Origin of the sequence: Gaetbulibacter jejuensis (genome assembly GCF_039524015.1) — a bacterium.
GTDB classification, from domain to species: Bacteria; Bacteroidota; Bacteroidia; order Flavobacteriales; family Flavobacteriaceae; genus Gaetbulibacter_B; species Gaetbulibacter_B jejuensis.
In genome coordinates, this window is sequence record NZ_BAAAGF010000004.1 from 427,726 (window position 1) to 452,852 (window position 25,127).

Genomic DNA, 25,127 nt, shown 5'->3' on the forward strand with positions numbered 1-25,127 from the left:
ATTACATTTATTGATTGTTAGCTAAAGATGTTTTAGGTCTTTGGTATTCTAAACGTTTTTCTAGAGTAGGAATAGCGTAAGTGTCTAATCCGTTAATAGTTGCTATTTCTGCTTTAGATAGATTTACAAAGCCATCATTTTCTAATAAATTATCATTGATGAAAAGATTTTCAATTTCACCTAAAACAAGAATAGTATCGTTTTCTTTAATGAAATACTCTTGAACAAATTTCATTTGAAGCTGAACTGGCGCATCTTTTACAAATGGTGCAAAACACTCATTTTTATATTCTGAATTGAGATTAGTCACTTCAAATTCTGAAATATTAGCATCGTATTTAGCCGATGTGTGATGCGCATCTTCAATTATTGATTTATGAATGTGATTAATCGTGTAAACACCAGTTGATTTGATGTTTTCGTAAGTGTTGCGTAAAACTGTTGTTGGTCTACAAAAAAAACCTAAAAGCGGCGGATTGCTACCAACATGCGTTACCGAACTAAACACTGCAACATTCTCGATATTATCCTTAGATTTTGTGCCAATTAAATTAGCGCTTTTAAATCCTGAAACACTGTTTATAAGATTAATGCGGTATAAATGATGCATTTCTTCGATATGTTTTTTACTGAAATGCTTCATTATTTTAAATTTTGAAAGTTATTGATTTTGATGCCTTTAGCTTTTAAATCGAACATTAAATTGTACAATCCAAAAAACGTACGGTTAATGTAAATAAAATGCTTAGATCCGCGATTACCGTTCATTTTTCTTAGTTCTGTACTTTTACTGTAACGTTGTCCCATTTCTGAAATAGCATTGAAAAATTCAGGATCAGAAAAATCAAAAGTATCCACATGAAAAGGTTTGGTGAATAAGCTTAACAATTCATGAAACATTGCAGAGAAGAAGTCTAATTCTTCTTTGCTATCATCTTCTCTTAATATTTCTAATTCGAACATTTTTTTAGTGAAAATATCTTTGTTTTCAAGACTTTCTTTTTTTGCCAATTCAAAATATGGTGTGTAAAAATCTTCAGGTACTATTTTCATACAACCAAAGTCTAACGCGATAAGTTCGCCATTTTTGGACACTAAAAAGTTTCCGGGATGTGGATCTGCGTGTACTTTTTTAAGCACATGCATTTGGTACATATAAAAATCCCATAGTGCTTGACCAATTTGATTTGCTACTTCTTGATTGGTATTGTGTGCAGTAAATTCAGAAAGGTGTTCGCCTTCCATCCAATCCATAGTAATGATACGTTCTGAAGATAAATCTTCGTAATAGTCAGGAAATTTAAGGTTAGGAATGTGTTTACATGCTTTTACAATCTCTTTACTTTGCTTAACTTCTAGTATGTAGTTAGTTTCTTCAACTAATTTATTTTCGACTTCTTTAAAGTATTTATCACTATCTTTTCCTTTAATATTGAACATTTTGATAGCGATAGGTTTTACCAAAGCCAAATCGCTAGAAATGCTTTCTGCAACACCAGGATATTGAATTTTCACAGCAAGTTTTTTCCCATCCTTTTCTGCTAAATGCACTTGTCCAATACTAGCTGCATTAACCGAATTAAGATTGAAGGTGTCAAAGATTTGACTTGGTAATTGACCGAAATATTTTTTAAAAGTCTTCTTCACTAAAGGTGCCGATAGTGGCGGTACAGAAAATTGTGCTAACGAGAATTTTTCTACATAGGCTTGTGGTAAAATGCTTTTTTCCATACTAAGCATTTGAGCCACTTTTAAAGCACTTCCTTTAAGTTGTTTTAAACTGTCGTAAATATCGTCTGCGTTGTTTTTATTTAAACGTTCTTTAGCTTCAACTTCAGATTTTGTAATCTTATCACCATAATATTTTAGGTAATTAACACCAACTTTAGCACCTGTAGATACTAATTTGGTTGCACGAGATATTTTTGAAACAGGTATTTTGTCTATAGTTTTCAATAGAATGAGAATTAAGAGTTCATTTGAAATTTTTCTTTATAAATAAACTTTCCAAAATCTATTAGGCTTTTTATTGGAGCAATGTCTAATACATCAAAACTTGTATTGACAGATTTTTCTATGAAAATGTCTGTTTTTTCAAAAGATGGAGACGTGTCATCCATCCAAAATTTGATGGTTAATAATAATTGCATCCAAGCAGATTCTTTGAGTCCACGACGTTGAATTTTATTTATTTGTTCTTGCTTAGCTTCTAGAAGCTCAATCTGTAAACTTTCTATATAACTTGTAAATGCTTTTTTTAATTCTGCAAGCAATTTTAAACCTTTTAAACTTTGCTTATGTTGCTCTAAAGCATACCTTACATAACTTCTATTAGCTGTTAGGTTTTCAAAGAAAGTATAGTAAAAACTTAACAGTTTGTTTCTAGAATTAAATGCGGTGTAATCTTCGTTTGCACTCAAAGCCTTTAGCGTATTGTCAAAAAAAGCTTTAAATATATGTTGTTCAAGTGCTTCAAATGAACCAAAAAAAGCATAAAATTTTTGCTCTTCAAATTTGTGTTTCTTAGCAAAAGCATATACTGTTTTTGGACGTTTGTTATGCTCTAAAACATAATCCATATAGAAGGTTATGATATTGTTACTTGTAATTGTTTTTTGTTTTGCCATGTCTTTTAAATATTTTATAAAGATACTAAATGTTTAATTTTTAATTATAAACATTAAACAAAACTTAACATGTGAAATGATAATTATTGTTTGACAAGCACAAAAAAGAGCATTATATGTAAACCCAGCTTTGTATTTTTTGATTTGGTAAAAAGATGTATGAAATGTTAATTTATAGTTTTGTTAACATCTAGAGGGCTTTCTAATTTGTAATTTTAATTTTTTAAAAGCGATACATTAATTCTAATCAAAATCTAATCAAAAATGAAAAAACTATTACTACTCACTTTGGCAATTGCGTTTACATTTAGCGTGAATGCTCAAATTGAAACACCACAATCTAGTCCTGCTAGTAAGCTTGAACAAAGGGTTGGTTTAACTGATGTTACTCTAGAGTATTCTCGTCCAGGAGTAAAAGGAAGAGCTATTTTTGGAGATTTAGTACCTTATGATAAACTTTGGAGAGCAGGAGCTAATAAAAATACAATGGTGACATTTAGTGATGATGTTACTATTGATGGACAAACACTTAAGGCTGGTTCTTATGCGATTTTTGTTAAGCCTATGAAAGGTTCTTGGGAAGTATTTTTCTACACTGATACAAATAACTGGGGAAATCCTCAAAATTGGGATGATGCTAAAGTAGCAGTTAAAACTACTGTTAAAACTTACGAAGTACCATTTAATGTTGAAACGTATACAATTGATGTTAATCAAATATCAAATAGTGGTGCTGCATTAGAGTTTATTTGGGAAAAAACTTATGCTGCTGTACCGTTTACTGTACCAACAGATACAAAAGTAACCTCTTCTATTGACAGAGTAATGAATGGACCGAGTGCTAATGATTATTATGCAGCTGCTGTTTATTATTTAGAAGAAGGTAAAGATATTAATAAAGCTAAAGAGTGGATAGACAAATCAATGTCTTTGACAGAAACTCCTAGATTTTGGCAATTAAGAAAAAAGTCGTTAATCTATGCTGCTGCAGGCGATAAAAAAGGGGCTATTGAAGCAGCAAAAAAATCTTTAGCTGCAGCCAAAGAAGCAGGAAATGATGATTATGTGAAAATGAATACAGATTCATTAAAAGAATGGGGAGCAATGTAATTGTAAACCAATAATAATACTAAAAAAGCGCAACAATTGTTGCGCTTTTTTTATTCATAATGTAAACCTATTTTTTGTCTTACAGTATCTAACATTGTAATTAGAGTTTTACTAAATTGAAACGACATAACATCACTTTCTGTTTTTCCATCTCTAAGTAATTGGTTAAAGTGTATGGTTTCAAAATTATAACCGTTGGTAGTATATCCAAAATCGAAATGTTCTTCTTTGCCTTCATTAGGAATTAAACTCACTGTCGAAGGCTCTTGAAAACGACTGTTTATTTTTACAATTCCGTTTTCGCAATAAAATATAGCTTCAGTAGGTGTTTTTTCTAAAAGGGTACTTTTTAAATGCGCTTTTATAGAATTGTTATAGTCAAAAGTTATTGTACAAGACGAATCTACACCATTTTCAAAAAAAGTAGCATTGGTTTCTAAGGTATTTGGTTGACCTAGAGTAGACAATGCTGCAAAAATAGGATAGATACCAATATCTAAAAGACTTCCGCCACCTAACGACTTTTTAAACACGCGAGAATTCATGTCAACTGTTGGTTTAAAGCCAAAGTCAGCTTCTAATTTTGTGATGTTTCCAAAGGTTTTGTCTTCAAGGTGTTGAAGCGCAAATTTGTAATGTGGTAAAAAATACGTCCATAAGGCTTCCATGAGCAGTACTTTGTTTTCTTTTGCTACTGTAATCATCTCTTCAACCTCATTTTTATCCATAGCAAAAGGTTTTTCGCATAACACCGCTTTTTTATTTTTTAGACATAATATGGCATTTTCTTTATGGAGTGCATGTGGAGTCGCAATATAAACTGCGTCAATATTTGGGTCTTTAGCTAAATCTTCATAACTGTTGTACGCTTTTTCGGCATTATAAGTTTTAGCAAATTCGTTAGCTTTTTCTTGGCTTCGGGACGCCACAGCATATAATTGACAATTGTCAATAGTTAAAATATCTTGGGCAAATTTATTGGCTATTTTTCCAAGACCAATAATTCCCCAGCGTATGGTTTTAGTTTGTTGTGACATGTGTTTTTTGATTCAATTGAATGCCTAATGCTAATACAATAACAATAAGACAACCTACAAAATTTAACCATAAATACGGTAGGTTGATAAGACTAAAATGGTTTAAGAAAAATAGTGCAATAACAATAACTTGAGTTAATAATGCAGCAATAAAAACCGCATTTCCTTTAACGTGTTTAAAGAAAAAAGCAAGTAAGAAAATACCAAGCACATTTCCGTAGAAAATAGAACCAATGATATTTACCAACTGAATGAGGTTTTCGGCTAAATTAGCAACACAGGCTACACCTATTGCCATTAATCCCCAAGCTAGAGTAAACCATTTTGAGGCTTTTACCATTTCAGCTTCAGATTTTTCACTTACATTTCGTTTGTATAAATCTATAGTTGTTGTAGATGCTAATGCGTTGAGCTCACTAGAAGTACTAGACATTGCAGCACTTAAAATAACAGCAAGCAACAACCCAATAAGACCACGAGGAAGGTTCTTCAAGATAAAAGAAATAAACATGTAGTCTTTATCATTACTTTCAATCTTTAGGTTTTTGGCTTCAGCAGCTTTATCAATTAAAACTCTTGCTTCGGCTCTTAGTTTATCATTTTCGGTATTGAAGTTTGCAATTGTAGATTTTGAAATGGACTTTCCTGTAGTGTTAAACGAATTAATAGCTTCCTTTTTAACGTGAAAAAGTTCTTGTTGCTGTGTTTGAAGTTGCTTGTAGTCTTCAGCGTATTCTGAATTTAAAACGGTTTCAGTAGCTAAAGGGTTAAAATTTAAAGGAGCTTCATTAAACTGATAAAACACAAACACCATAACGCCAACCAATAGAATAAAGAACTGCATAGGGACTTTTAACAAGCCGTTAAAAATGAGTCCTAATTGCATTTCTTTAACCGATTTTCCTGAAAGATAACGCTGTACTTGACTTTGATCTGTTCCAAAATAGGAGAGCATCAAAAACGTACCACCAATAATTCCACTCCAAAAGGTATAACGGTTATTAAGATCGAATGAAAAATCTAAAACATCCATTTTGCCACTAGCTCCTGCAATTTCTATGGCATTGCTAAAGGTGATGTCTTCTGGTAGCTTATTGATGATTAAAATAAAAGCGACAATCATTCCTGAGAAAATAACTAGCATTTGGTGTTTTTGAGTCACGTTTACAGCTTTTGTACCACCTGTAACTGTGTAGATGATTACCAACACACCAATAATAATGTTTAGTAAAAGCAGATTCCAACCTAATACAACCGATAAGATTATAGCAGGTGCAAAAATGGTTATTCCTGCAGCTAAACCTCTTTGTATTAAAAAGAGTATTGCTGTTAGAGTTCTTGTTTTTAAATCAAATCTGTTTTCTAAAAACTCGTAAGCTGTATATACTTTAAGTCGATGGTATAATGGAATAAACACCATGCATATAATAACCATAGCAATAGGAAGTCCAAAATAAAATTGAACAAAGCCCATACCATCATTAAACGCTTGACCAGGAGTTGATAAAAACGTAATAGCACTTGCTTGTGTTGCCATTACAGAGAGTCCAATAGTCCACCAATGTGCAGTATTGCCACCTTTTATGTAATCTTCAACATTTTTACTACCACGAGTTTGCCAAGTACCATATAAAACAATAGTAAAAAGGGTTAATGAAAGTACAATCCAGTCTATTGTTTGCATAATTAGTAAGCTTGTGTAATTAAGTAGAAAAACAAAATGTACAAGGCATTAGCTACCAAAATTAAGGTGTACATTTTTTGCCATTTGTAGTTGTCCTGTTCCATTAGTTTTTTAAACTTTCTTCGGTTGAAATATCTTCTTTTCCAATAGAAAGCATATTGGCAAATAAACGGTACGCACCAGAAACTCCAGCAGGAAACTCTCTAAAAAAGCTTAATCCTGTATAAATGTAATACCCTTTACCATGCTTTGCTACGAGTAAGCTGCCTTCTTTAGTAGTTTCTCCTTTGTCGTGCATTGAAAGCAAAGGCGTAAACTCATTAGCCCATTCATTAGGAAAATAAAGCCCACGCTCTTGAGTCCAACCTTCAAAATCTTTTGTAGTGATTTTATTAGGGTAATTAAGAAGTGGATGTTCAGGGTTTAAGAACGTAACTTCAGCAAACTCATCAGTAACACGATCTCTAGATAATTGTAATTTGTAAGGTGCTAAATTATTAGTTTTTAGTCCTCTGCTAGTGTTGTATTGAACAATCATGTTTCCGCCATTGGCTACATAATCAAACAGTTCTTGTTGTTTATATTTTAAGTCTTCAACTGTGTTGTAAGCTCTAATACCAACTACAACAGCATCAAACTTGCTTAAAGTTTCTGTGTTAATGTCTTCAGGTTTTAGTATCACTACATTATAACCTATTTGTTGTAAGCTTTCAGGAACTACATCACCTGCACCTTCAATGTAAGCGATGTTTTCACCTCTCTTTTTAATGTCTAATCTTACAATTTTACTTTCGCTAGGAAGTAATACAGTTTGATACGGAATATGGTCGTAATCAATCTCAATAAGCTCTCTGGTAAACACTTGGTCACCAACATGAACCATTGGTGTAATTAGTCCTTCGCTTTGATTTTTAGGAGGTACAACAGTAAATACTAATGTTTGCTCCTGACCACTATTTGCAATTGATACTTTTTGTTTTTCAGGATAAATGTTCCAATCTTGTGGATGCGCAATTTGCACATAACCTTCAAGATTATCTTTTCCTGATTTTATCACAACCTGAATGTCTTTTTGCTGACCGTTTTCAAAAATGATAACCTTTTCAGATACTTTAGCAGAGGCTTCAGGGATAATTTCAAAGGGTTTATAAACTTCACCTTTTACAGGATCGTTGGTTTTGTAAACTATAGGTCTTGTAAATTCTATAGGTGTTTGGTTGATTTCTAATTTAAAAGTTGCTGTATATTCTCTAGGTGTTTCAGGATGTCCAATTAACGCTTTGTCTTCAACTTTGTACATGCCCAAAGTACCTTTTTTTGTTAGCCAATATGGTGTAGTTGGAAGCTGACGCGAAGAAATGAGAATAGTATCTTTAAGGTTTTCTTCAATATTATCTTTTAAAGCAAAGCGTTTATAAAGGCGTTTTTTTCTTCCGCTATCTTTTAGTTGTAAGCCAGTAAACATAATGTTTGCGTCACTTCTGTTAATCATTTCAATAGAAAGTGGCACTTTAGAATTTGCTGTTGCGTGGTTAGAATTAGCAACAACTTCAAGAAACAAACCAGCACAATTAGCAATAATATTTTTGATTTCTTCAGATTTTATGGTTTTCCAATGCTCATTTTCTAAATCTTGAATTAAGGTATAGGCTTCAGCAAGCTTTGGAATGGATGCCGAAGGGTTTGAAAAATCGTAGTCTTTTTCAACTTGATAAAGAATGTCTCCAATGGCTTTCCCGCCTTTAATACGATTCCATGAAGTGTCAATACCATCAAAAATATTGGTTTTGTCAGTTGGTAACGAACCATTAATTAGTTCGATATATTCCATTTGTTCGCCTCTACTACCAGAACTCCCAAAACCTTGTGATTTATGCTGACTTCTACTAAGCGCTGCAATCTCAGGATTACTCAATCCGTTTAACGGAAAATACACTCCAGTATCAATGGATAATAAATTGGTTTTATCGGCTTTTTCAAAAGCGTCTTGACTACCATAAAACCACCAACTAGTATTAAAAAATTGACGTTTTGGTTGCCATGGACTTACTGTTTTTAATTGTTCTGGATAAACTGATGCGTTGTTTGCTAAATCAAAAGCTTCAACACTTAGCATTGCAGAACTAGTGTGGTGACCATGTGTGCTACCAGGACTTCTATGGTCAAAACGGTTAATGATAACGTCTGGTTGAAATTGGCGTATAGCAAGTACAACATCGCTTAACACTTCGTTTTTGTTCCAAATTTCAAGAGTTTCATCAGGATGTTTGGAGTAACCAAAATCGTTAGCTCTGGTGAAACGTTGTTCACCACCATCAATGCGACGAGCAGTTAAAAGTTCTTGTGTTCTAATAACTCCAAGAAGTTCACGTATTTCGGGTCCAATTAAGTTTTGACCACCATCGCCACGTGTTAAAGATAAGTAAGCAGTACGTGCTTTTAAGTGGTTGGACATATAAGAAATTAACCGTGTGTTTTCATCGTCAGGATGCGCAGCAACGTAGAGTACCGAACCTAAAAAATTAAGTTTTTGTATGGATTCGTATATTTCTGAACTATTAGGTTTTTTAGGTTGTTGAGCAAACGTTGAGTAAGAAGAAATTGCAATTGCTAAAAAAGAAAACAGTAGTTTTTTATGCATGGTTTTTTGGTTTGTGGGCAATAAATATAAAAAGAAAACCAGCGCATCTGCTGGTTTTAATGTTTCTTTAACGTGTGAGTTTTAGTATTTATAGGTTTTCATCCGTTATTCATGTTTATTCTTTTTAAATATCATTTTTAAATCCGCTATTAAATAAAATCCAACAAACCCAAATATTCCAATTGCTAATAGGTAACCTCCATTAGGAATTATTAGAAAGACATTGAGTCCAATTAAAAATAAACAAAATGGATAAGTAAATAAACGAATTAGAGTGTTTTTAGTAGACCATTCTTTCTCAATTTTCCTTTCTTCAATTTCCATATCCAATAGTTCGTAAATTTCGTCAAGTTGATTTTGCTTTTCAAACCTGTAAATCATTCGTGCAAAGAATGTAAAGAGTGAAACGAATACAGCTAAAAATATTATTATTGGCCAATTCCCTATAAAGTTAAATTCAGTTAGATTTTCTGGAAATACAAAGTATAGAAAACCAAATATTAAAAGTCCAATTAAAGTTTTGCCAATTGGATTTAATTTGTCTGAAATTTTAATTAGGTGATTTTTTGAGTTAAACTGAAATTTAAAAACAGGATAGAAAGTTGTATTCCAACTATTTTGTTTCCAAATTTTTATTTCATCTTTGCTAATTTCACCTATTGTTCTAATATCTCGCGTCAGCACATTCCACAAGTGATTCAAGAAGGTATCATTCTTTCTCAATTCAATTAACTTTTCAACTTCTTTTTTATAGATTTCCATAGTTTGATTTGGAAGAGTTGGTAATCTTTATTTAAGGTTTTATTTATTCAGTTTATAATTTTGTCCAGTCTTAAATCCGCAATAGCCTATAAAAATTAATAATAGTATTTGGATGCCAAAAAGTATGTTTGATATTAAGAGTAAACCATTTTCTTTAGGTTTTACTTCTGGTTCAATTTCTTGGTCGCTTAAAGGAGGGTACACTGTCCAACTTGATGATTGTTGGTTTAATAGCTCTAGTATAGAAATTAGTTCCATTAGAACTAAAACTAAAAGTATAGTAGAGATTATCAAGATTAGATTTGCAACTAAATTATTGAATTTCCTACGTAGTACCCTTACTAAATATGCTCCAAAGAATATTATATAGCTGCAAAACAAAATGAATTGAGTGTTTTCAATTACTAAGTAAGTATCGTGAATGTTTAAATTTAGAGTAGAATTATTTGTCAACCCTTCAAACCCAAAAATGAGTAGGTTTATAATAAGAACAAATAGTGTTGTTCCTATCAACCAAAAAACCTCTTTTTTATTTAGTTTGAACTGTTTCAAGTTTATAACGCATCTGATCCATCATCAAGAAAATCGTCAATGGCATCTTTTTTAACCAATGTTACAGGTTTTTGCAAGATAAGGTTGTTTGGGTAAGTCACTAAGTCGCCATTATCTAACCTTAAATGTAACTGAAACGCAGCAATGTCTTCAATAATCGCTTCCAGAGGAAAATCTTTATCATGGATTTGTATTTTATCTCCAACTTTATAAGGGAAGTTGAAAAACATAATAATACCTGAAGTAATATTGCTTAAAATAGACCATATTGCAAATAAACCAATACCAATTACAGCAAACACAGAAGAAAATACTAAAGCCATATCTTTAAACTCTGCACCAAAAATAAAGGCCTCAATAAGTACTGCAATCATCAATAAAGTTGCAGTTACGTAACGGTTAATGAGATGAATTCGAGCATCGTTAATACCACTTTTCTTTCCTATTTTTCGTACTGCTACTGCAGAAATAAATCGTATAAATAATAGTATAGCGATTAAAATAGCAGATTGGATTAATTCGTTTTTATAAGTTTCTAAAAGCATTGGAATAGGGTTTCTTTAAACAAAGGTAAAACAGAAAACTAATAAAATCACTAGTTTTCAACTAAACTATATAGTGTTTTATAAAGTAGGTGAGTAGGTAACCCAACCACATTAAAATAAGAGCCTTCTATTTTAGTAATACCAACTTGTCCTATCCATTCCTGAATGCCATAAGCTCCAGCTTTGTCAAAGGGTTTACAGGTATTAATATAGTAGTTAATTTCGTCGTTGGTTAAACTTTTAAAAGTCACTTTGGTAATTGCATTTACCGTTTTTTGAAGTGTAGGAGTCGTAAAGCAGATTGAAGTGATGACTTCGTGTGTTGCATTGCTCATAGATTGAATCATGCTAAACGCTTCAGCATCACTATTAGGTTTTCCTAAAGCTGTGTTGTTATGCCAAACTATGGTGTCGCTGGTTATTAAAATGTCGTTATCCTTAAGTTCTTCTTTAAAAGGTAAAGCCTTAAGTTGTGATAGGTAATCACTGATTTCAAAATGCTGTAAACGCTTTGGATATTCTTCTTTAACAGGTTTTAAACGTACTTCAAAATCCAAACCCAATTCTTTGAAAAATTGTTGTCTTCTAGGAGAGCCAGAAGCTAAAATGATGTTATGGTTTTTGAGTAAGTCGTTAAGCATTAATTTATTAAAATGAATTTATATAGTAATAATGATAGCATGCCGAAAAGCATTACTAATTTAAGAATATTACTGATAGCGTGATAGTCTTTTTTTGTTTCTGCAGTAAATATTTTTATGCTCACATAAATTAGTGGAGCAATTATGAACAGTAAAAAGTAACCAACTACAAGTTGTTGCTTAAATAAGTAAGTAACAACATAATATACTGTTGCAGCAATGGGAACAAAGGATAAAGCAAACACAATTTTTTTGGCACGTTCACGACCAAGTGCTATTGGTAATGTGTTCATTCCTGCTTTATGGTCGCCATCAATATCTTCGATGTCTTTAACCATTTCACGCAGTAGGTTTATAATAAACGCAAACAACGCATAATCCCAAAGGATTTTAAAAAACGTGACTTGAGTTGCTTGATTTTCTGGAGTAATAGCAGGCAAAAGCTCAAAAAGACCAACAATAATAATACTTAAAGCAACCAATATAGAAACCAATAGATTGCCAACTAAAATAAGTTGTTTAAAATAACTAGCATAGAGGTATAGTAGTCCTGAAATACCAACAAACAGTACAAAAAATCCGCTTCTTCCTACTAAATGAGATAAATAGAACCCAACACCTACACCAATAACGTTAAATGCGATAAAGAGGTTGTGGGCTGTTTTTTCAGATACTGTTTTACCAACAATTACCTTATCAGGTTTGTTGATTGCGTCAGTTTCTTTATCGTAAATATCGTTGATGATATTTCCGCCAGCAGCTAAACAAAGCGTTGCAATAACTAATAAAGAAAACCCAAATCTATTAAGAGTTATCGCTACTCCAAAAGGCTCAAAAAGTGCATATTTTATTAATAGCTGCACTATGGCAATCATTAAAAGGTTTTTATAGCGGATGAGGTTGAGTATATTCAATGTATGTTTTTGTTAGTTGTTAGATTTTTTATTGATGGCTGCATACTGCCAACTAAAAATTAGTCGTATTTAGCACTAAAATCGGTATTCCATTTTCCTTGTACTTTAAGGACTTGTTCTATAACGTCTCTTACAGCACCTTTACCACCATTTTTATGAGATACATATTTTGAAATTCCTTTTATTTCAGGAACTGCATCTTGTGGGCAACAAGGTAAACCTACTAATTTCATAACAGGATAATCAGGAATATCGTCACCCATGTATAGTACATTTTCGGTTTTAATAGAGTTATTGTTAAGGAACTCGTTAAGTTGTTCAATTTTGTTGTGAGCTCCAAGATAAACATCTTTAACACCCAAACCTTCTAAACGCACACGAACGCCTTCGTTGGAACCTCCTGAAATGATGCAAATATTAAATCCAGCATCAATGGCAGTTTTCATTGCAAAACCATCTTTGGTATGCATGGTTCTTAGCATTTCACCAGAAGTTGTTAAGGTTATGGTGCCATCAGTTAATACACCATCTACATCAAAAATAAATGTGGTAATATGTTCTAGGTATTCTTTATAGCTTTTGTCTTCCATGTGTTTTTTGTATTGAAGCTGTTAAGAGTTTATAAATAGCTTTATGATGCTCGTTATTCAGTAATTTTAAATGTTTTTTTATTGTTTTTTTATCATTGCGTTTTGCAGGACCAGTTTGAGCCATGTAAGGCGAAATATCTTGCACTTTTTTAGCTGTTTCGGTAATTAAAGGTTTTAAAATTTCAAATTCTACACCTTCAGATTCGGTGATTTCATGAGCAACTCTATACAGCTGATTGGTAAAATTATTTACAAATACAGCTGCTAGGTGTAATGCTTTACGTTGGTCACCATTAACTTTATAGGTTTTACAACCTATAGCTTCACCAAGTGTTTTTAAAGTTTGATAATCAGCTTTGTTAATAGTTTCTATGCATAAAGGAATTGTTGAAAAGTCAACATCAGCATCTTTTGTGAAAGTTTGTAACGGATAAAACACACCTCTTTTAAGCTTTTTGTCTAGGTCATGAACACCTATACTTCCAGAGGTATGCACAACCAATCTATCTTCAAAAGGCAATTGAGAAGATAAATGTGAAATTGCATCGTCTTTTACAGCAATGAGGTAAACATCAGCAGGTTTTAACGCTTTAATGTCGTCGGTAATTTCAACTTCATTTTGATAGGTTTCAATTGCATTTAAACGTCTGTTGTACCATTGTGTTACCGAAACGGTTTCAGCTGTTTTAAATGTTTTGTAAAAATGTGAAGCAACATTGCCTGCACCAATAATTATAACAGAAATCATGTTGTAAAAATAGGTAAGTATTACATCAAATAAAAGTGTTATAAGCTATCTTTGTAATAATGGAAAAAAAAGATATAAATACCAGAGAAGATGTTTACTTACTTGTATCATCATTTTACACAAAGGTTAGAAAAGATGATCTTTTAGGGCCAATTTTTAATACTGCTATAAAAGATTGGGACGAACACTTAGATAGGTTGACTACGTTTTGGGAAACAAGTTTATTTATGACCCGAAAGCTAGAGCAGAAATACATTGGTAACCCAATGGAAGCTCATGTAAAGGTTGATAGAGACAATAACAATAGTATTACAGAACTTCATTTTGGAGTTTGGTTGAATTTGTGGTATCAAACTATCGATGAATTATTTGTAGGTGAGTATGCAGATGTTGCCAAAAGAAGAGCGCGAAAAATGGGAACATTTTTACATCTTAAAATTTTTGAAGAACGACAAAAGCATAAAAAAGATTAGTACGTTTTAACATATGTAAATAAACTAAAAGCCTTAAATTTGCACGACTTATTAAAAGAGTCCTTATATCATGCAAAATATACTCTCCAAAATCCTTTTTTCTACTAGACTTACTGCTGTTTTATTTATTGTTTTTGCTGTAGCAATGGCTACTGGTACTTTTTTAGATGCTAGCCAAGACACATCACCAACGCCATATACCAGAAACCTGATTTATAATGCGTGGTGGTTTGAAGCCATTATGGTAATTTTTGTTATCAATTTTATAGGTAACATTTTCAGGTATAAGTTACTACAAAAGAAAAAATGGGCAACCTTTATTCTGCATGCAGCATTTATTTTAATATTAATTGGAGCATTTGTTACTCGATATATTAGTTATGAAGGCATGATGGCTATTCGCGAAGGCGATACCGAAAATGTCTTTTTATCTCAAAAAACGTATATCACAACATACATTGATGGAGATTTAGTAATTAATGGACAAAACCAACGTAGGGTTTTAGAAAGCGAAGTAGATTTTTCTCCAAGAATGAAAAATAGTTTTTATGCTTCAACTACTTATGATGAAATGCCAGTAAGCATTGAGCTTGAAAAATTTATTGCTGGTGCTGAAAAAGATATCGTACCTGACGAGAGTGGAGAAGAATATCTTAAAATAGTAGAATCTGGTGGTGGGCAACCACACAATCACTTTTTAAAGGTAGGACAAGTACAAAGTATTCATAATGTATTATTTTCTTTAAACAAGCCTCAAGAAGGAGCAGTTAATATTACATATAAAGATGGTTCGTTAACTGTTGAGTCTCCTTTTGAAGGTGAATATTTAACAATGGCTACAGGGCAAACAGGAACTTTGGTGAAAGACTCTATTCAACCACTTATGTTACGTTCAAGATATATAATTGGTAATATGCAAATGGTATTCCCAAAACCTGTTGTAAAAGGAGTTTTTGATTTGGTTAAAAAACCTGAAATCTTAAAAAGTGATGAAGACGGTTTAGTGCTAAAAGTAACTGCAAATGGCGAAACTGAACGAGTAAGAGTGCTAGGAGGTAAAGGTAGTGATAATGCTTTTGAACAAATAAAAGTAGGCGGATTGGATATTGCTGTAAAATACGGTTCTAAGCGTATTGAACTACCGTTTAGTATTAAGCTTAACGATTTTATTGCTGAACGTTATCCAGGAACTGAAAACAACTATTCATCATACGCTAGTGAAGTAACTGTTATTGATGAAGCTAAGGAAAATTTTAATTATAGAATTTACATGAACCACATCCTTAATTATGGTGGTTATCGTTTTTTTCAATCGAGTTTTGACCCAGATGAAAAAGGAACCATCCTTTCAGTAAACCACGATTTTTGGGGAACTTGGATAACTTATATTGGTTACTTTTTATTGTATTTAGGTTTGTTGGGTATTATTGTAAGCAAGTATTCTCGTTTTGGAGATTTACGTCGTATGCTTAATAAAGTAAAAGAGAAAAAAGCAAAAGTACTAACGGTTCTTTTACTGTGCATTGGAATGTTAGGTTATGGACAAGAACATTCTGAAAACGATGGTCATAATCATTCAAAACCTACAAAAGCGCAAATTGATTCTATTCTTCATGCTAATGTAGCTCCAAAAGAGCATGCCGATTTGTTTGGGCACATGGTTGTACAGGACTATAGTGGACGTATGAAACCTATGAATACCTATGCGTCTGAGATGCTTCGTAAATTAAGTAAACATGATACTTACGAAGATTTGGATGCCAACCAAGTAATGTTGTCAATTCAAGAAAGTCCGTTGCTTTGGTACAACGTTCCTGTAATTTATTTAAAACCAAGAAAGGCAGATACTATCAGAAGTGTAATAGGTGTTTCAAAGGAAGAAGATTATGCGGCATTAGCCGATTTTTTCACAGAAACAGGAGCTTTTAAACTGCAACCTTATCTTGATAGAATTACTAATGTAAATGATTTAAACGCTTACCAAAAAGAGTTTAAAGAAGCTGAACAACGAGTGTACTTATTATACAATGCAATTGAAGGACGCTCGTTAAAGATTTTTCCTGTACCAGATGACGAAAACAATAAATGGATTTCTCCAATAGAGTTTAGAGAAGAAGGCTATAGAGAAACTATAAAAGATTCGTTGTATGCTAATTTTATTAACAATGGACTTAATGCTTATTTGGTGAATGTTTACAACGCTAAAACCTCTGGAGACTATACTATTGCAGAACAAGTACTGGATGGTATTAAGAAAACTCAGCAGAAGTTTGGTAGTGAAGTCATGCTTTCAGATGATAAGATACATACCGAAATACAATATAATAAATACGATATCTTCAAAAAGTTGTTTAGTTGGTACATGTATGCTTCAACTGTATTATTTGTGCTATTGATCGTTCAGATTTTTAAAGACAAAAACAAGACGATTGATTATATCGTAAAAGGTCTTATAGGAGTAATTATATTACTGTTTTTGCTTCACACAGCAGGACTTATTGCACGTTGGTACATTTCTGGTCATGCACCTTGGAGTGATGCTTATGAATCTATGATTTATGTAGCTTGGGCTACCATGTTGTTTGGTTTAATTTTTGGTAGAAAGAGTAATTTAACCATTGCTGCCACAGCTTTTGTAACAGCTATGTTGTTAATGATTGCACACTGGCAATGGATGGATCCTTCAATCGCTAACCTTCAACCTGTATTGAACAGTTATTGGTTAATGATACACGTTGCTATTATTGTGGCGAGTTATGGACCTTTTACTTTAGGTATGGTTTTAGGAGTTGTAAGTTTATTGTTAATGGTATTTACAACTAAAGAGAATAAACTTAAAATGGACCTTAATATTAAAGAACTAACCATCATTAATGAAATGGCATTAACAGTTGGTTTAGTAATGCTTACTATAGGAAACTTTTTAGGAGGTATGTGGGCGAACGAAAGTTGGGGTAGATATTGGGGTTGGGACCCAAAGGAAACTTGGGCTTTAATTAGTATTATGATTTATGCTTTTGTAATTCACATGCGATTGGTTCCAGGTCTTAGAAGTAGATACATTTATAACTTGTCTTCGGTGATTGCAATAGCAAGTATTATATTCACTTATTTTGGGGTAAATTTCTATTTATCAGGATTACACTCGTATCAATCGGGTCAACAAATAGCTAGTTTTAAAATTATTGCAATAGCTGTTGGTGTTGTTGCTGTTTTAGGTGTTTTAGCATATAGAAAATGGGTGAAGTTTTATAAGAAATAATACCTTTTAATTTTTTTGTGATTTAAAAAAACGATAGATGTTATTAGTACTGTAAAAACCCAGAACCTTTTCGTACTTGTTCTTATCGTTGGTAAAAGTGAGTGACATATTAATTTTAGGTCCAATACGAGTGTATGGTTCTATTGTAAAATAATATACCTCATGTAGATATGTATTTGTATTTGTATTGTAATTAGATAAAATTTCAATATGATTTTTGTCTTTTAAACGATAAATAAATTTATCGTCACCATTAATTTTAAATAGGTCGTTATCTGGGTGTCCACTCATAGTGCCATTTTCAAGGATTTCAAACATTAAATGCTCTTCTTTCTTTACAGTTCCTTTTCTTATATCAGATGTATATATTGTTTTTTTCCAAGTTCCTAAAAGGCTTTTGTCGGTTTTTTCGTTAGCTAAAATATGATTCTTAATAATTTCATATTCTTTTTCTTTTAGTTCATTGCCTTTCAGGTTGTTATGATAATTATTCTTTATTTCTCTTAGTTGATTACGTATTTCTTTGAGTACCTTTAAAAAATTATCCTTATCTGAAATTTGTGATTCAACATAATTTTTCATGTTTATATTAAAACCTGATTCTACAGGCAAACTATCTTTTAGTTGTTCAATTTGAGCTATTAAAGCTGCTTTTTCATTTGGGTTGTATAGTTCAGTAGTAGTAGTGTTTTTAAAAATCGTTGTTGTCTTTTCAGTTTTTATCATTCCGAGTCCTTTTGCATAATAGATTTTGGCATCCAATATTTTTTGATTACCATTTATACCACTTTCAGACCACGTTTCTTGCGATACTACATAAACGTGCTCAAAAGTTCTACCTTGTACTTCTACGGTTATGTCTTTCTCAAGTATACTATTTTTATTGGTTACTATTTGTCCATGCATAGCGCTTTTTTCAGTCCATACTTCACCAATGGAGTTGTTAGGTTTTATAACGGTTGGCAAGTAGAATTGACCTGTTGGTACCATGCTGACTTCATAAATAGGTGTTGCATAGATGTCTATTATTTTAGTGATATCTTGCTCATAACCAATTAACTCTTTGTTGAAGACATAAATTTCATTGCCCATAATTAAGCTATTGTTAGCACAACTTACATAAAGTACTTGGTTTACTTCAGGAACCATTCCGTTTACATATTTGTTATAGGCTTTATATGTTTTACCGTTTATGGTTTTGTTGCCTTGAAACTCATAAGTTACTTCATTGTTTGTGATGCCAAAAGCACTAGGTTCAGTATAGGTGTAAGTTACCGTTTCTTGATCTGGAAAGAAATCACAACCAGAAATGGTTTGAGATAAAGTAAAATAAGGAATTATTAGACTAAGTAGGGTAAGTGAGGCTTTTAATACATTAGTTCTCATAATATTAATTATAAGTAGTTGTTGCCCAGTATAATAAATGTAAGTCTAAGTTACTTAAAAAAAATGATATTATATGGTTTTTGTTTTAGGTTTATCTTGTTGAATTTATGATGGTAACTAAAAAAGTAATTATTTAAGAGGTTGTTTTAGTGTGCTTTATGCTGCTGTTATCAATGTCATCACATACTTATAAGCCATACCAAACGCAATAGCAAGCCCAAAACTAAGAAGCGTTCCAATAAGGATATATTCGGTAAGTTTTCGGTCTTTAGCTTTTGAAAGATCTCCAAACCTGAAAACAGATTTGGCAGCAATTAAAAACCCAATGCCTTCCCAATAATTCATTACTATAAAGGCAAAAACAAACAAGCGCTCGAGCATGCCTATGTATGCTCCTGCATTTTCTAAAGACTCACCTTTAAGGTCTTCTTCTAGTTGCCATTTAGAAATTAGTGTTTTCATAATTACCGATGAAACCACAGTAACACCTAACAAACCTGTAACAAACAATAAAAATTGACTAGTGAAAAAGCTGTCTGTGTTTATGCTGTAAGGTTCATAAATGTTTACAACCAATGCAATTACTATAAGGTGTGCCAATTGATCTAACCCAAACAGTAAGCGCGTATTCAGTTTATTTTTTAGGTTTAGTTTTATCACATCTATACCATAATGGCTTATTAATACTATCAATAGTCCTAGCCAATATTTAAAATTGAATTGAAATACAATAACCAACGCAATTAAGTGTACTAGGATATGCCAATACAAGTATTTGGATTTGTGTTTAAATTCTTCTTTGTGCTTTACCCATTTTTCTGGTTGTAGCAAAAAGTCTCCAACAATATGAGCAAGTACTAGTTTTATAAATAAAGATATCATAGTGTTTTAACTTGGGTTTTATAATAGGTTAGCATTTTTGAAATTTCATCAAATCCACCACGTTTAAGCCCTTCGCTAATATTACTTTGCGACTTACCTAGCAATTTAGCAATCTGCTTTTGGTTCAGTTCTGGATTGTTGAGTGATGCTTTAATAATTTTAGAAGACGTAGGGCTCCAACTATTCATGGTTAATTGAGCAAGCTCTAACATAAGGTTTAGGGTAGTATCAAAATCTTCATGTTCAGATTTTAACGCAAGCGTACTATTTTTCATAGTTTCAAAACATTCACCTGAATTAATAAATGCACTACCATTAGATTCTGTTATTTTATCCGAAGTATATGTTTTTTCGCCTAAACCAATAGCAATTCTAACATCAATAGCTTTAAAAGTTTTTATAGTGGCTTTTATTAAAGTTGCAGCTTCAAGAGCTTGTTCAGGAGCAACTTCTAGTTGAAAACTATCACCTCTGTATATTTCCCAAGCTACTGGCTGTTTTCCGTAAGTGCTCAAAGTCTCTTTAAGTGCAGTTAACCATTCATTTGGTGCGCTCTCTCTAGAATTTATAATATCACCTGTTAAAATACTTGTCATTTTTTTCAATGTCTATAATCAAATCTATGATTTTTTAATCAGAAAAACAAAATTATCTGCTAAATATAGGATAATTTAAAATATCTGCTAATTATCAGATAATATAAATTATCTGTTTTTGAAAAGATATAGATAAAAGTAAAACCATATCTAATTATCTTAGCGGTCAGTATTTAAAATTTAAGATAAATGAAGATTATAAAAGAGTTTAAAGAGTTTGCTGTAAAAGGCAATATGATGGATATGGCTATAGGAATCATTATAGGAGCATCGTTTAATAAAGTTATAGATGTTTTGGTGAAGAAAGTATTTATGCCACCATTATCATTGCTTTCTGGCGGAATTAATTTTCAGAATAAAAGCATCATATTAAAAGAAGCAGTTAAGGATACTTCAGGAACTATAATAACCGATGAGGTTGCTATTGGCTATGGTGCTTTTGGTGAAGCATTTTTAGATTTTCTTATTATAGGTTTTACGGTGTTTGTGGTAGTTAAGTTCTTAAACCGATTAAGAAACAAATCGCATGACACTAATGATAAAACAGTTGCAACTCCTAAGGATATTGAACTGTTAACAAACTTGACTGCTTTAATGGAAGAACAAAACAAGCTGTTAAAATCTAGGTTAAAAGACTAGGTGTTGATTCTTGAAACTAGAAAAAACTTTACCTTTATAGAAAAAAAGAGAGTTAACTTAAACGGTCAACATTAATTACTAAAAATTTGAACTTTTGAAAAAGATAGCATTACTAATTTTTGCGGTTATAGTTTGTAATTGTAAAGAAAAAAAAGAAACAACAAACGAAGTAGCATCAACTAGTTTAGAAACATCAGAAACTAAAATGGAAAAAGAAAACATCTATCAATTTACAGTAAAAGATCTTTATGGAGACGATTTTGATTTTTCAACTTTAAAAGGAAAAAAAATTATGGTTGTTAATACAGCAAGTGAGTGTGGTTTAACGCCACAATACGAGCAGCTACAAGAGTTGTATGAAACATTTAAAGATAAAAACTTTACAATTGTAGGGTTTCCTGCAAACAATTTTGGAGGACAGGAACCAGGAACCAATACTGAAATTGCATCGTTTTGTAAACAAAATTATGGCGTAACATTTCCTATGATGGGTAAGATTTCAGTAAAAGGAGATGACATGCACGAAGTGTATACGTTTTTAACTGAAAAGTCTAAAAATGGGTTGGAAGATTCTGAAGTTGCTTGGAACTTTCAAAAATATCTTATCGACGAAAACGGACATTTAGCAAAGGTTATTTCCCCTAGAACATTACCAACAGACGAGTCTGTAATTAGCTGGATTGAGTCAAAATAGGGTTGTAGTTTCAAAAATTTTGTGCATATTTGCTGTATTATGATTGCATAAATTTAAAAACAGGATAACGCTGAAGTTCTTTTTCGGCTTTTAATTTGTCTAAACTTAAATGGCTTAGACTAGTTTTTACATTTAAAAGTATTAAAAATGCAATCAAACAAAATTACCCTTAAACAATTCCTTAAATATTTTAAAATAGCTGTAACAGGTAAAGAACAAGAATTTACCTCAGGCAGTATTCGAAGAGCAGTTTTCATGTTATCAATTCCAATGATTCTTGAAATGCTCATGGAGTCTATTTTTGCTTTGGTAGATATTTTGTATGTCTCTAAAGTAAGTGTCAATGCAGTAGCTACTATTGGTTTAACTGAATCGGTTATTACCTTAGTGTATGCAGTAGCTATAGGATTAAGTATGGCAGCCACAGCAGTTGTAGCAAGACGTGTTGGTGAAAAAGATATAAAAGGCGCTTCGCAAGCTGCGGTTCAAGTCATTATTCTTGGTATAGCAGTATCAATACTTATTAGTGGTATTGGAATTCTGTATCCTAAAGAAATTTTACAACTTATGGGAGCAGAACCAGATCTCATTGCTGAAGGTTATGGTTATACTCAAGTTTTGTTAGGAGGTAACATAACCATTATGTTATTGTTTCTTATTAATGCCATTTTTAGAGGAGCAGGAAACGCCTCTGTAGCCATGTGGACATTAATTCTCTCTAACGGATTAAACATTATCCTAGACCCTATGTTTATTTTTGGTTTTGGGCCAATTCCTGCTTTTGGAGTAGAAGGAGCAGCAATAGCAACCACAATAGGAAGAGGGACAGCAGTATTATTTCAACTAGTAATCTTATTTTATGGTTATAGCAAAATTAAGATTGGTATTAAGGATTTAGTCGTACGAATAGGTGTCATGTTCAACCTTATAAAAGTCTCTCTTGGTGGAATTGGTCAATTCTTAATAGGTACATCTAGTTGGGTGTTTTTAATGCGAATTATGAGCGAATTTGGTAGCGAAGTTTTAGCAGGCTATACCATTGCTATTCGTGTAATGATGTTTACACTAATGCCTGCTTGGGGAATGAGTAATGCTGCTGCTACATTGGTAGGTCAAAACCTTGGAGCTCAAAAACCTGATAGAGCAGAACAATCCGTTTGGAAAACAGGACGCTATACAGCTTATTTTATGGGCTTAGTGTCTCTTGTTTATTTAGTATTTGCTACTCATATCATTGAATTATTCAATACGCAGCCTGATGTTGTAAAATATGGTAGTCTATGTTTACGTGTTTTGGCAGCTGGTTATATATTTTACGCATATGGTATGGTGGTAATCCAATCATTTAATGGAGCAGGAGATACCAAAACACCAACTTATATCAATTTTGTTTGTTTTTGGTTGTTTCAATTACCATTTGCTTACCTCACGGCAATTACTTTAGATTTTGGACCAATAGGCGTTTTTGCATCCATTACAGCTGCCGAAGTTTTAATAGCAATTATAGGAATTATCTGGTTTAAAAAAGGCAAGTGGAAACTTGTTAAAGTATAGCTGTGAAGCTAATTTTAATTATTGATAATTGCTTGAAAACCAACGTTGGAAGTTGTTTTTTGCGTTTTATCGATTAAATTCTTAAAAACCAGGGAGTAAAGATATTTTTACTGCCTACCATTAAATTTAATTTGGTAGTATTTAAACTATTAGCATCATTTCTTCCCTCTGATAGTGCTGCTTGTTATTTTTTCTAATTAACAACAGATTTATGAGAAAAAGATACTTAAAATTAGCTTTACTTTTCTTCTTTACCTTCATATGTCAAAACGTGAAGTCCCAGTCAGGTATTTATGAAAGTTATGTTATCATAGATAGTGGATCGGGTAATAATTATTATGATTTAAACCCGCACACCCAAACTGCAAATTTTGATTTCAATGGAACAAATTTAGGAACTTTTCAAAGTACTGATTCGTTTGTTTTAAGTGGAGGACAAAACAATATTTATAAATGTGGTACAGATGATGTTACATCTGGGTATTTGAATTATAGAATATATCCAACAGGTAGTCCTTCAGGTGCTTTTGTTTCTATAGATTTAAGTTCAAATGTACAGAACTTTTTTGGAGCTGCTTGCTCAGGGTCTGGAGATAATCAATATTGGACTACAAACAATGCTAATATTAATATTTTAGCAGGTTTAACATCTGGTATTGATTACACAATTGAAGTTTATACAACAGCAGATTTTACCGTTGGCGGTGTGCCAAATCCATTTCCGCATACTATTAATGATGGAGGAGCCAATTTTAGCGCTAGCTTTAGAGTAGATGATCCTCCTAGTGCTATTTGTGCAAATTATATTGCTCAACTTGATAGCTCTGGTAATGTTTCTATTTCAGCTGCTAATGTAGATGGAGGCAGTACAGATGATTTTGGAATAGCAAGTATGTCATTAGACCAAACGAGTTTTGACTGTTCCGATGTAGGAGCCAACACAGTAACGTTAACAGTAACAGACAATAACGGAAACGTATCGACCTGTAGTGCAACAGTAACTGTTCAGGATAACACAGCACCAACAGCAGTTTGTCAGAATGCAACAGTTGTATTAGACGCCTCAGGAAACGGAAGCATCACGACTTCAGATATAGACAATGGATCAAACGATGCTTGCGGAATAGCAAGTATGTCATTAGACCAAACGAGTTTTGACTGTTCTAATATAGGTGCTAACACAGTAACGTTAACAGTAACAGACAATAACGGAAACGTATCGACTTGTAGTGCAACAGTAACAGTAGAGGACAACACAGCACCAACAGCAGTTTGTCAAGACACCACAATACAACTAGATGCTTCAGGAAACGGAAGCATCACGACTTCAGATATAGATAATGGATCAAACGATGCTTGCGGAATAGCAAGTATGTCATTAGACCAAACGAGTTTTGACTGTTCCAATATAGGAGCCAACACAGTAATGTTAACAGTAACAGACAATAACGGAAACGTATCGACCTGTAGTGCAACAGTAACAGTAGAGGATAACACAGCACCAATAGCAATTTGTCAGAATGCAACAGTTGTATTAGACGCCTCAGGAAACGGAAGCATCACGACTTCAGATATAGACAATGGATCAAACGATGCTTGCGGAATAGCAAGTATGTCATTAGACCAAACGAGTTTTGACTGTTCTAATGTAGGAGCCAACACAGTAACGTTAACAGTAACAGACAATAACGGAAACGTATCGACTTGTAGTGCAACAGTAACAGTAGAGGACAACACAGCACCAACAGCAGTTTGTCAAGACACCACAATACAACTAGATGCTTCAGGAA

General features: G+C 32.6%; 22 protein-coding genes and 1 pseudogene. 7 read left to right on the forward strand and 16 right to left on the reverse strand.

Annotated elements, in window-relative coordinates; genetic code table 11:
• Positions 1 to 7: 7 nt before the first annotated feature.
• The 3 genes from ABD011_RS13940 to ABD011_RS13950 are packed head-to-tail and all read right to left on the reverse strand — an operon-like array spanning position 8 to position 2,627.
• Positions 8 to 643, reverse strand: a complete 636-nt coding sequence (locus ABD011_RS13940; protein WP_343799208.1) for a flavin reductase family protein — start codon at positions 641 to 643, stop codon at positions 8 to 10.
• The gene (locus ABD011_RS13945) at positions 643 to 1,956 is read right to left on the reverse strand and encodes an ABC1 kinase family protein (protein WP_343799210.1); all 1,314 of its coding nucleotides are present in this window, start codon (positions 1,954 to 1,956) and stop codon (positions 643 to 645) included. Before ABD011_RS13945 ends, ABD011_RS13940 begins: the two co-directional genes overlap by 1 nt.
• Positions 1,957 to 1,967: 11 nt before the next feature.
• A complete protein-coding gene (locus ABD011_RS13950; RefSeq protein ID WP_343799212.1) occupies positions 1,968 to 2,627 on the reverse strand; it encodes a TetR family transcriptional regulator C-terminal domain-containing protein in 660 nt (219 codons plus the stop codon).
• Positions 2,628 to 2,891: 264 nt separating this feature from the next.
• Here ABD011_RS13950 and ABD011_RS13955 point away from each other — a divergent pair, with 264 nt between their 5' ends.
• Positions 2,892 to 3,737, forward strand: coding sequence for a DUF2911 domain-containing protein (locus tag ABD011_RS13955; protein WP_343799214.1), 846 nt, complete (start codon positions 2,892 to 2,894; stop codon positions 3,735 to 3,737).
• 50 nt (positions 3,738 to 3,787) lie between these two features.
• Here ABD011_RS13955 and ABD011_RS13960 read toward each other — a convergent pair whose 3' ends face one another.
• The 10 genes from ABD011_RS13960 to ABD011_RS14005 form a co-directional block, all read right to left on the reverse strand.
• Positions 3,788 to 4,774 (reverse strand): Gfo/Idh/MocA family protein, encoded by a 987-nt coding sequence (locus ABD011_RS13960; protein WP_343799216.1) that lies wholly within the window; start codon positions 4,772 to 4,774, stop codon positions 3,788 to 3,790.
• Entirely contained in the window at positions 4,758 to 6,458 is a 1,701-nt protein-coding gene (locus ABD011_RS13965; RefSeq protein WP_262733832.1) for a sodium:solute symporter family protein, read from the reverse strand. Before ABD011_RS13965 ends, ABD011_RS13960 begins: the two co-directional genes overlap by 17 nt.
• A gap of 103 nt (positions 6,459 to 6,561) precedes the next feature.
• Positions 6,562 to 9,099: a PIG-L family deacetylase gene (locus ABD011_RS13970; RefSeq protein ID WP_343799219.1), complete on the reverse strand. Its 2,538-nt coding sequence runs from the start codon at positions 9,097 to 9,099 to the stop codon at positions 6,562 to 6,564.
• A gap of 105 nt (positions 9,100 to 9,204) precedes the next feature.
• The gene (locus ABD011_RS13975; protein ID WP_343799221.1) at positions 9,205 to 9,861 is read right to left on the reverse strand and encodes a hypothetical protein; all 657 of its coding nucleotides are present in this window, start codon (positions 9,859 to 9,861) and stop codon (positions 9,205 to 9,207) included.
• A gap of 39 nt (positions 9,862 to 9,900) precedes the next feature.
• Positions 9,901 to 10,119 carry a hypothetical protein gene (locus ABD011_RS13980; RefSeq protein WP_343799223.1) on the reverse strand — a complete coding sequence of 73 codons (219 nt, stop codon included), beginning with the start codon at positions 10,117 to 10,119 and terminating at the stop codon, positions 9,901 to 9,903.
• A 296-nt stretch (positions 10,120 to 10,415) separates the two neighbouring features.
• Entirely contained in the window at positions 10,416 to 10,958 is a 543-nt protein-coding gene (locus ABD011_RS13985) for a mechanosensitive ion channel domain-containing protein (RefSeq protein ID WP_131509063.1), read from the reverse strand.
• A 50-nt stretch (positions 10,959 to 11,008) separates the two neighbouring features.
• Positions 11,009 to 11,599, reverse strand: coding sequence for a Maf-like protein (locus ABD011_RS13990; RefSeq protein ID WP_343799226.1), 591 nt, complete (start codon positions 11,597 to 11,599; stop codon positions 11,009 to 11,011).
• Entirely contained in the window at positions 11,599 to 12,513 is a 915-nt protein-coding gene (locus ABD011_RS13995) for a geranylgeranylglycerol-phosphate geranylgeranyltransferase (protein ID WP_343799228.1), read from the reverse strand. Before ABD011_RS13995 ends, ABD011_RS13990 begins: the two co-directional genes overlap by 1 nt.
• Positions 12,514 to 12,572: 59 nt before the next feature.
• Entirely contained in the window at positions 12,573 to 13,103 is a 531-nt protein-coding gene (locus ABD011_RS14000) for a KdsC family phosphatase (RefSeq protein WP_129761648.1), read from the reverse strand.
• Positions 13,084 to 13,851, reverse strand: a complete 768-nt coding sequence (locus ABD011_RS14005) for a Rossmann-like and DUF2520 domain-containing protein (protein ID WP_343799231.1) — start codon at positions 13,849 to 13,851, stop codon at positions 13,084 to 13,086. The genes ABD011_RS14000 and ABD011_RS14005 overlap by 20 nt, the downstream gene beginning before the upstream one ends.
• Positions 13,852 to 13,910: 59 nt before the next feature.
• Between ABD011_RS14005 and ABD011_RS14010 the strand changes: the two genes are divergently transcribed.
• On the forward strand, positions 13,911 to 14,324 hold the full coding sequence (locus ABD011_RS14010) for a group III truncated hemoglobin (RefSeq protein WP_343799233.1): 414 nt from the start codon (positions 13,911 to 13,913) through the stop codon (positions 14,322 to 14,324).
• A gap of 70 nt (positions 14,325 to 14,394) precedes the next feature.
• A complete protein-coding gene (gene ccsA / locus ABD011_RS14015) occupies positions 14,395 to 17,586 on the forward strand; it encodes a cytochrome c biogenesis protein CcsA (RefSeq protein ID WP_343799235.1) in 3,192 nt (1,063 codons plus the stop codon).
• A 6-nt stretch (positions 17,587 to 17,592) separates the two neighbouring features.
• On the opposite strand, the gene ABD011_RS14020 is transcribed toward ccsA, so the two are convergent.
• The 3 genes from ABD011_RS14020 to ABD011_RS14030 form a co-directional block, all read right to left on the reverse strand.
• Positions 17,593 to 18,972: a hypothetical protein gene (locus tag ABD011_RS14020; protein WP_343799237.1), complete on the reverse strand. Its 1,380-nt coding sequence runs from the start codon at positions 18,970 to 18,972 to the stop codon at positions 17,593 to 17,595.
• 156 nt (positions 18,973 to 19,128) lie between these two features.
• A complete protein-coding gene (locus ABD011_RS14025; RefSeq protein WP_343799239.1) occupies positions 19,129 to 19,854 on the reverse strand; it encodes a DUF3307 domain-containing protein in 726 nt (241 codons plus the stop codon).
• Positions 19,851 to 20,450 (reverse strand): SatD family protein, encoded by a 600-nt coding sequence (locus ABD011_RS14030; RefSeq protein WP_343799241.1) that lies wholly within the window; start codon positions 20,448 to 20,450, stop codon positions 19,851 to 19,853. The genes ABD011_RS14025 and ABD011_RS14030 overlap by 4 nt, the downstream gene beginning before the upstream one ends.
• A gap of 189 nt (positions 20,451 to 20,639) precedes the next feature.
• On the opposite strand from ABD011_RS14030, the gene mscL reads away from it, so the two are divergent.
• From mscL to ABD011_RS14050, 4 genes and pseudogenes are all read left to right on the forward strand, one after another.
• The gene (gene mscL, locus ABD011_RS14035; protein ID WP_129761642.1) at positions 20,640 to 21,089 is read left to right on the forward strand and encodes a large conductance mechanosensitive channel protein MscL; all 450 of its coding nucleotides are present in this window, start codon (positions 20,640 to 20,642) and stop codon (positions 21,087 to 21,089) included.
• 94 nt (positions 21,090 to 21,183) lie between these two features.
• Positions 21,184 to 21,783 (forward strand): glutathione peroxidase, encoded by a 600-nt coding sequence (locus ABD011_RS14040; RefSeq protein WP_343799243.1) that lies wholly within the window; start codon positions 21,184 to 21,186, stop codon positions 21,781 to 21,783.
• 147 nt (positions 21,784 to 21,930) lie between these two features.
• Positions 21,931 to 23,337 (forward strand): MATE family efflux transporter, encoded by a 1,407-nt coding sequence (locus tag ABD011_RS14045; protein ID WP_343799245.1) that lies wholly within the window; start codon positions 21,931 to 21,933, stop codon positions 23,335 to 23,337.
• Positions 23,338 to 23,608: 271 nt separating this feature from the next.
• A pseudogene (locus tag ABD011_RS14050) lies at positions 23,609 to 25,127 on the forward strand (hypothetical protein); the annotation flags it as partial.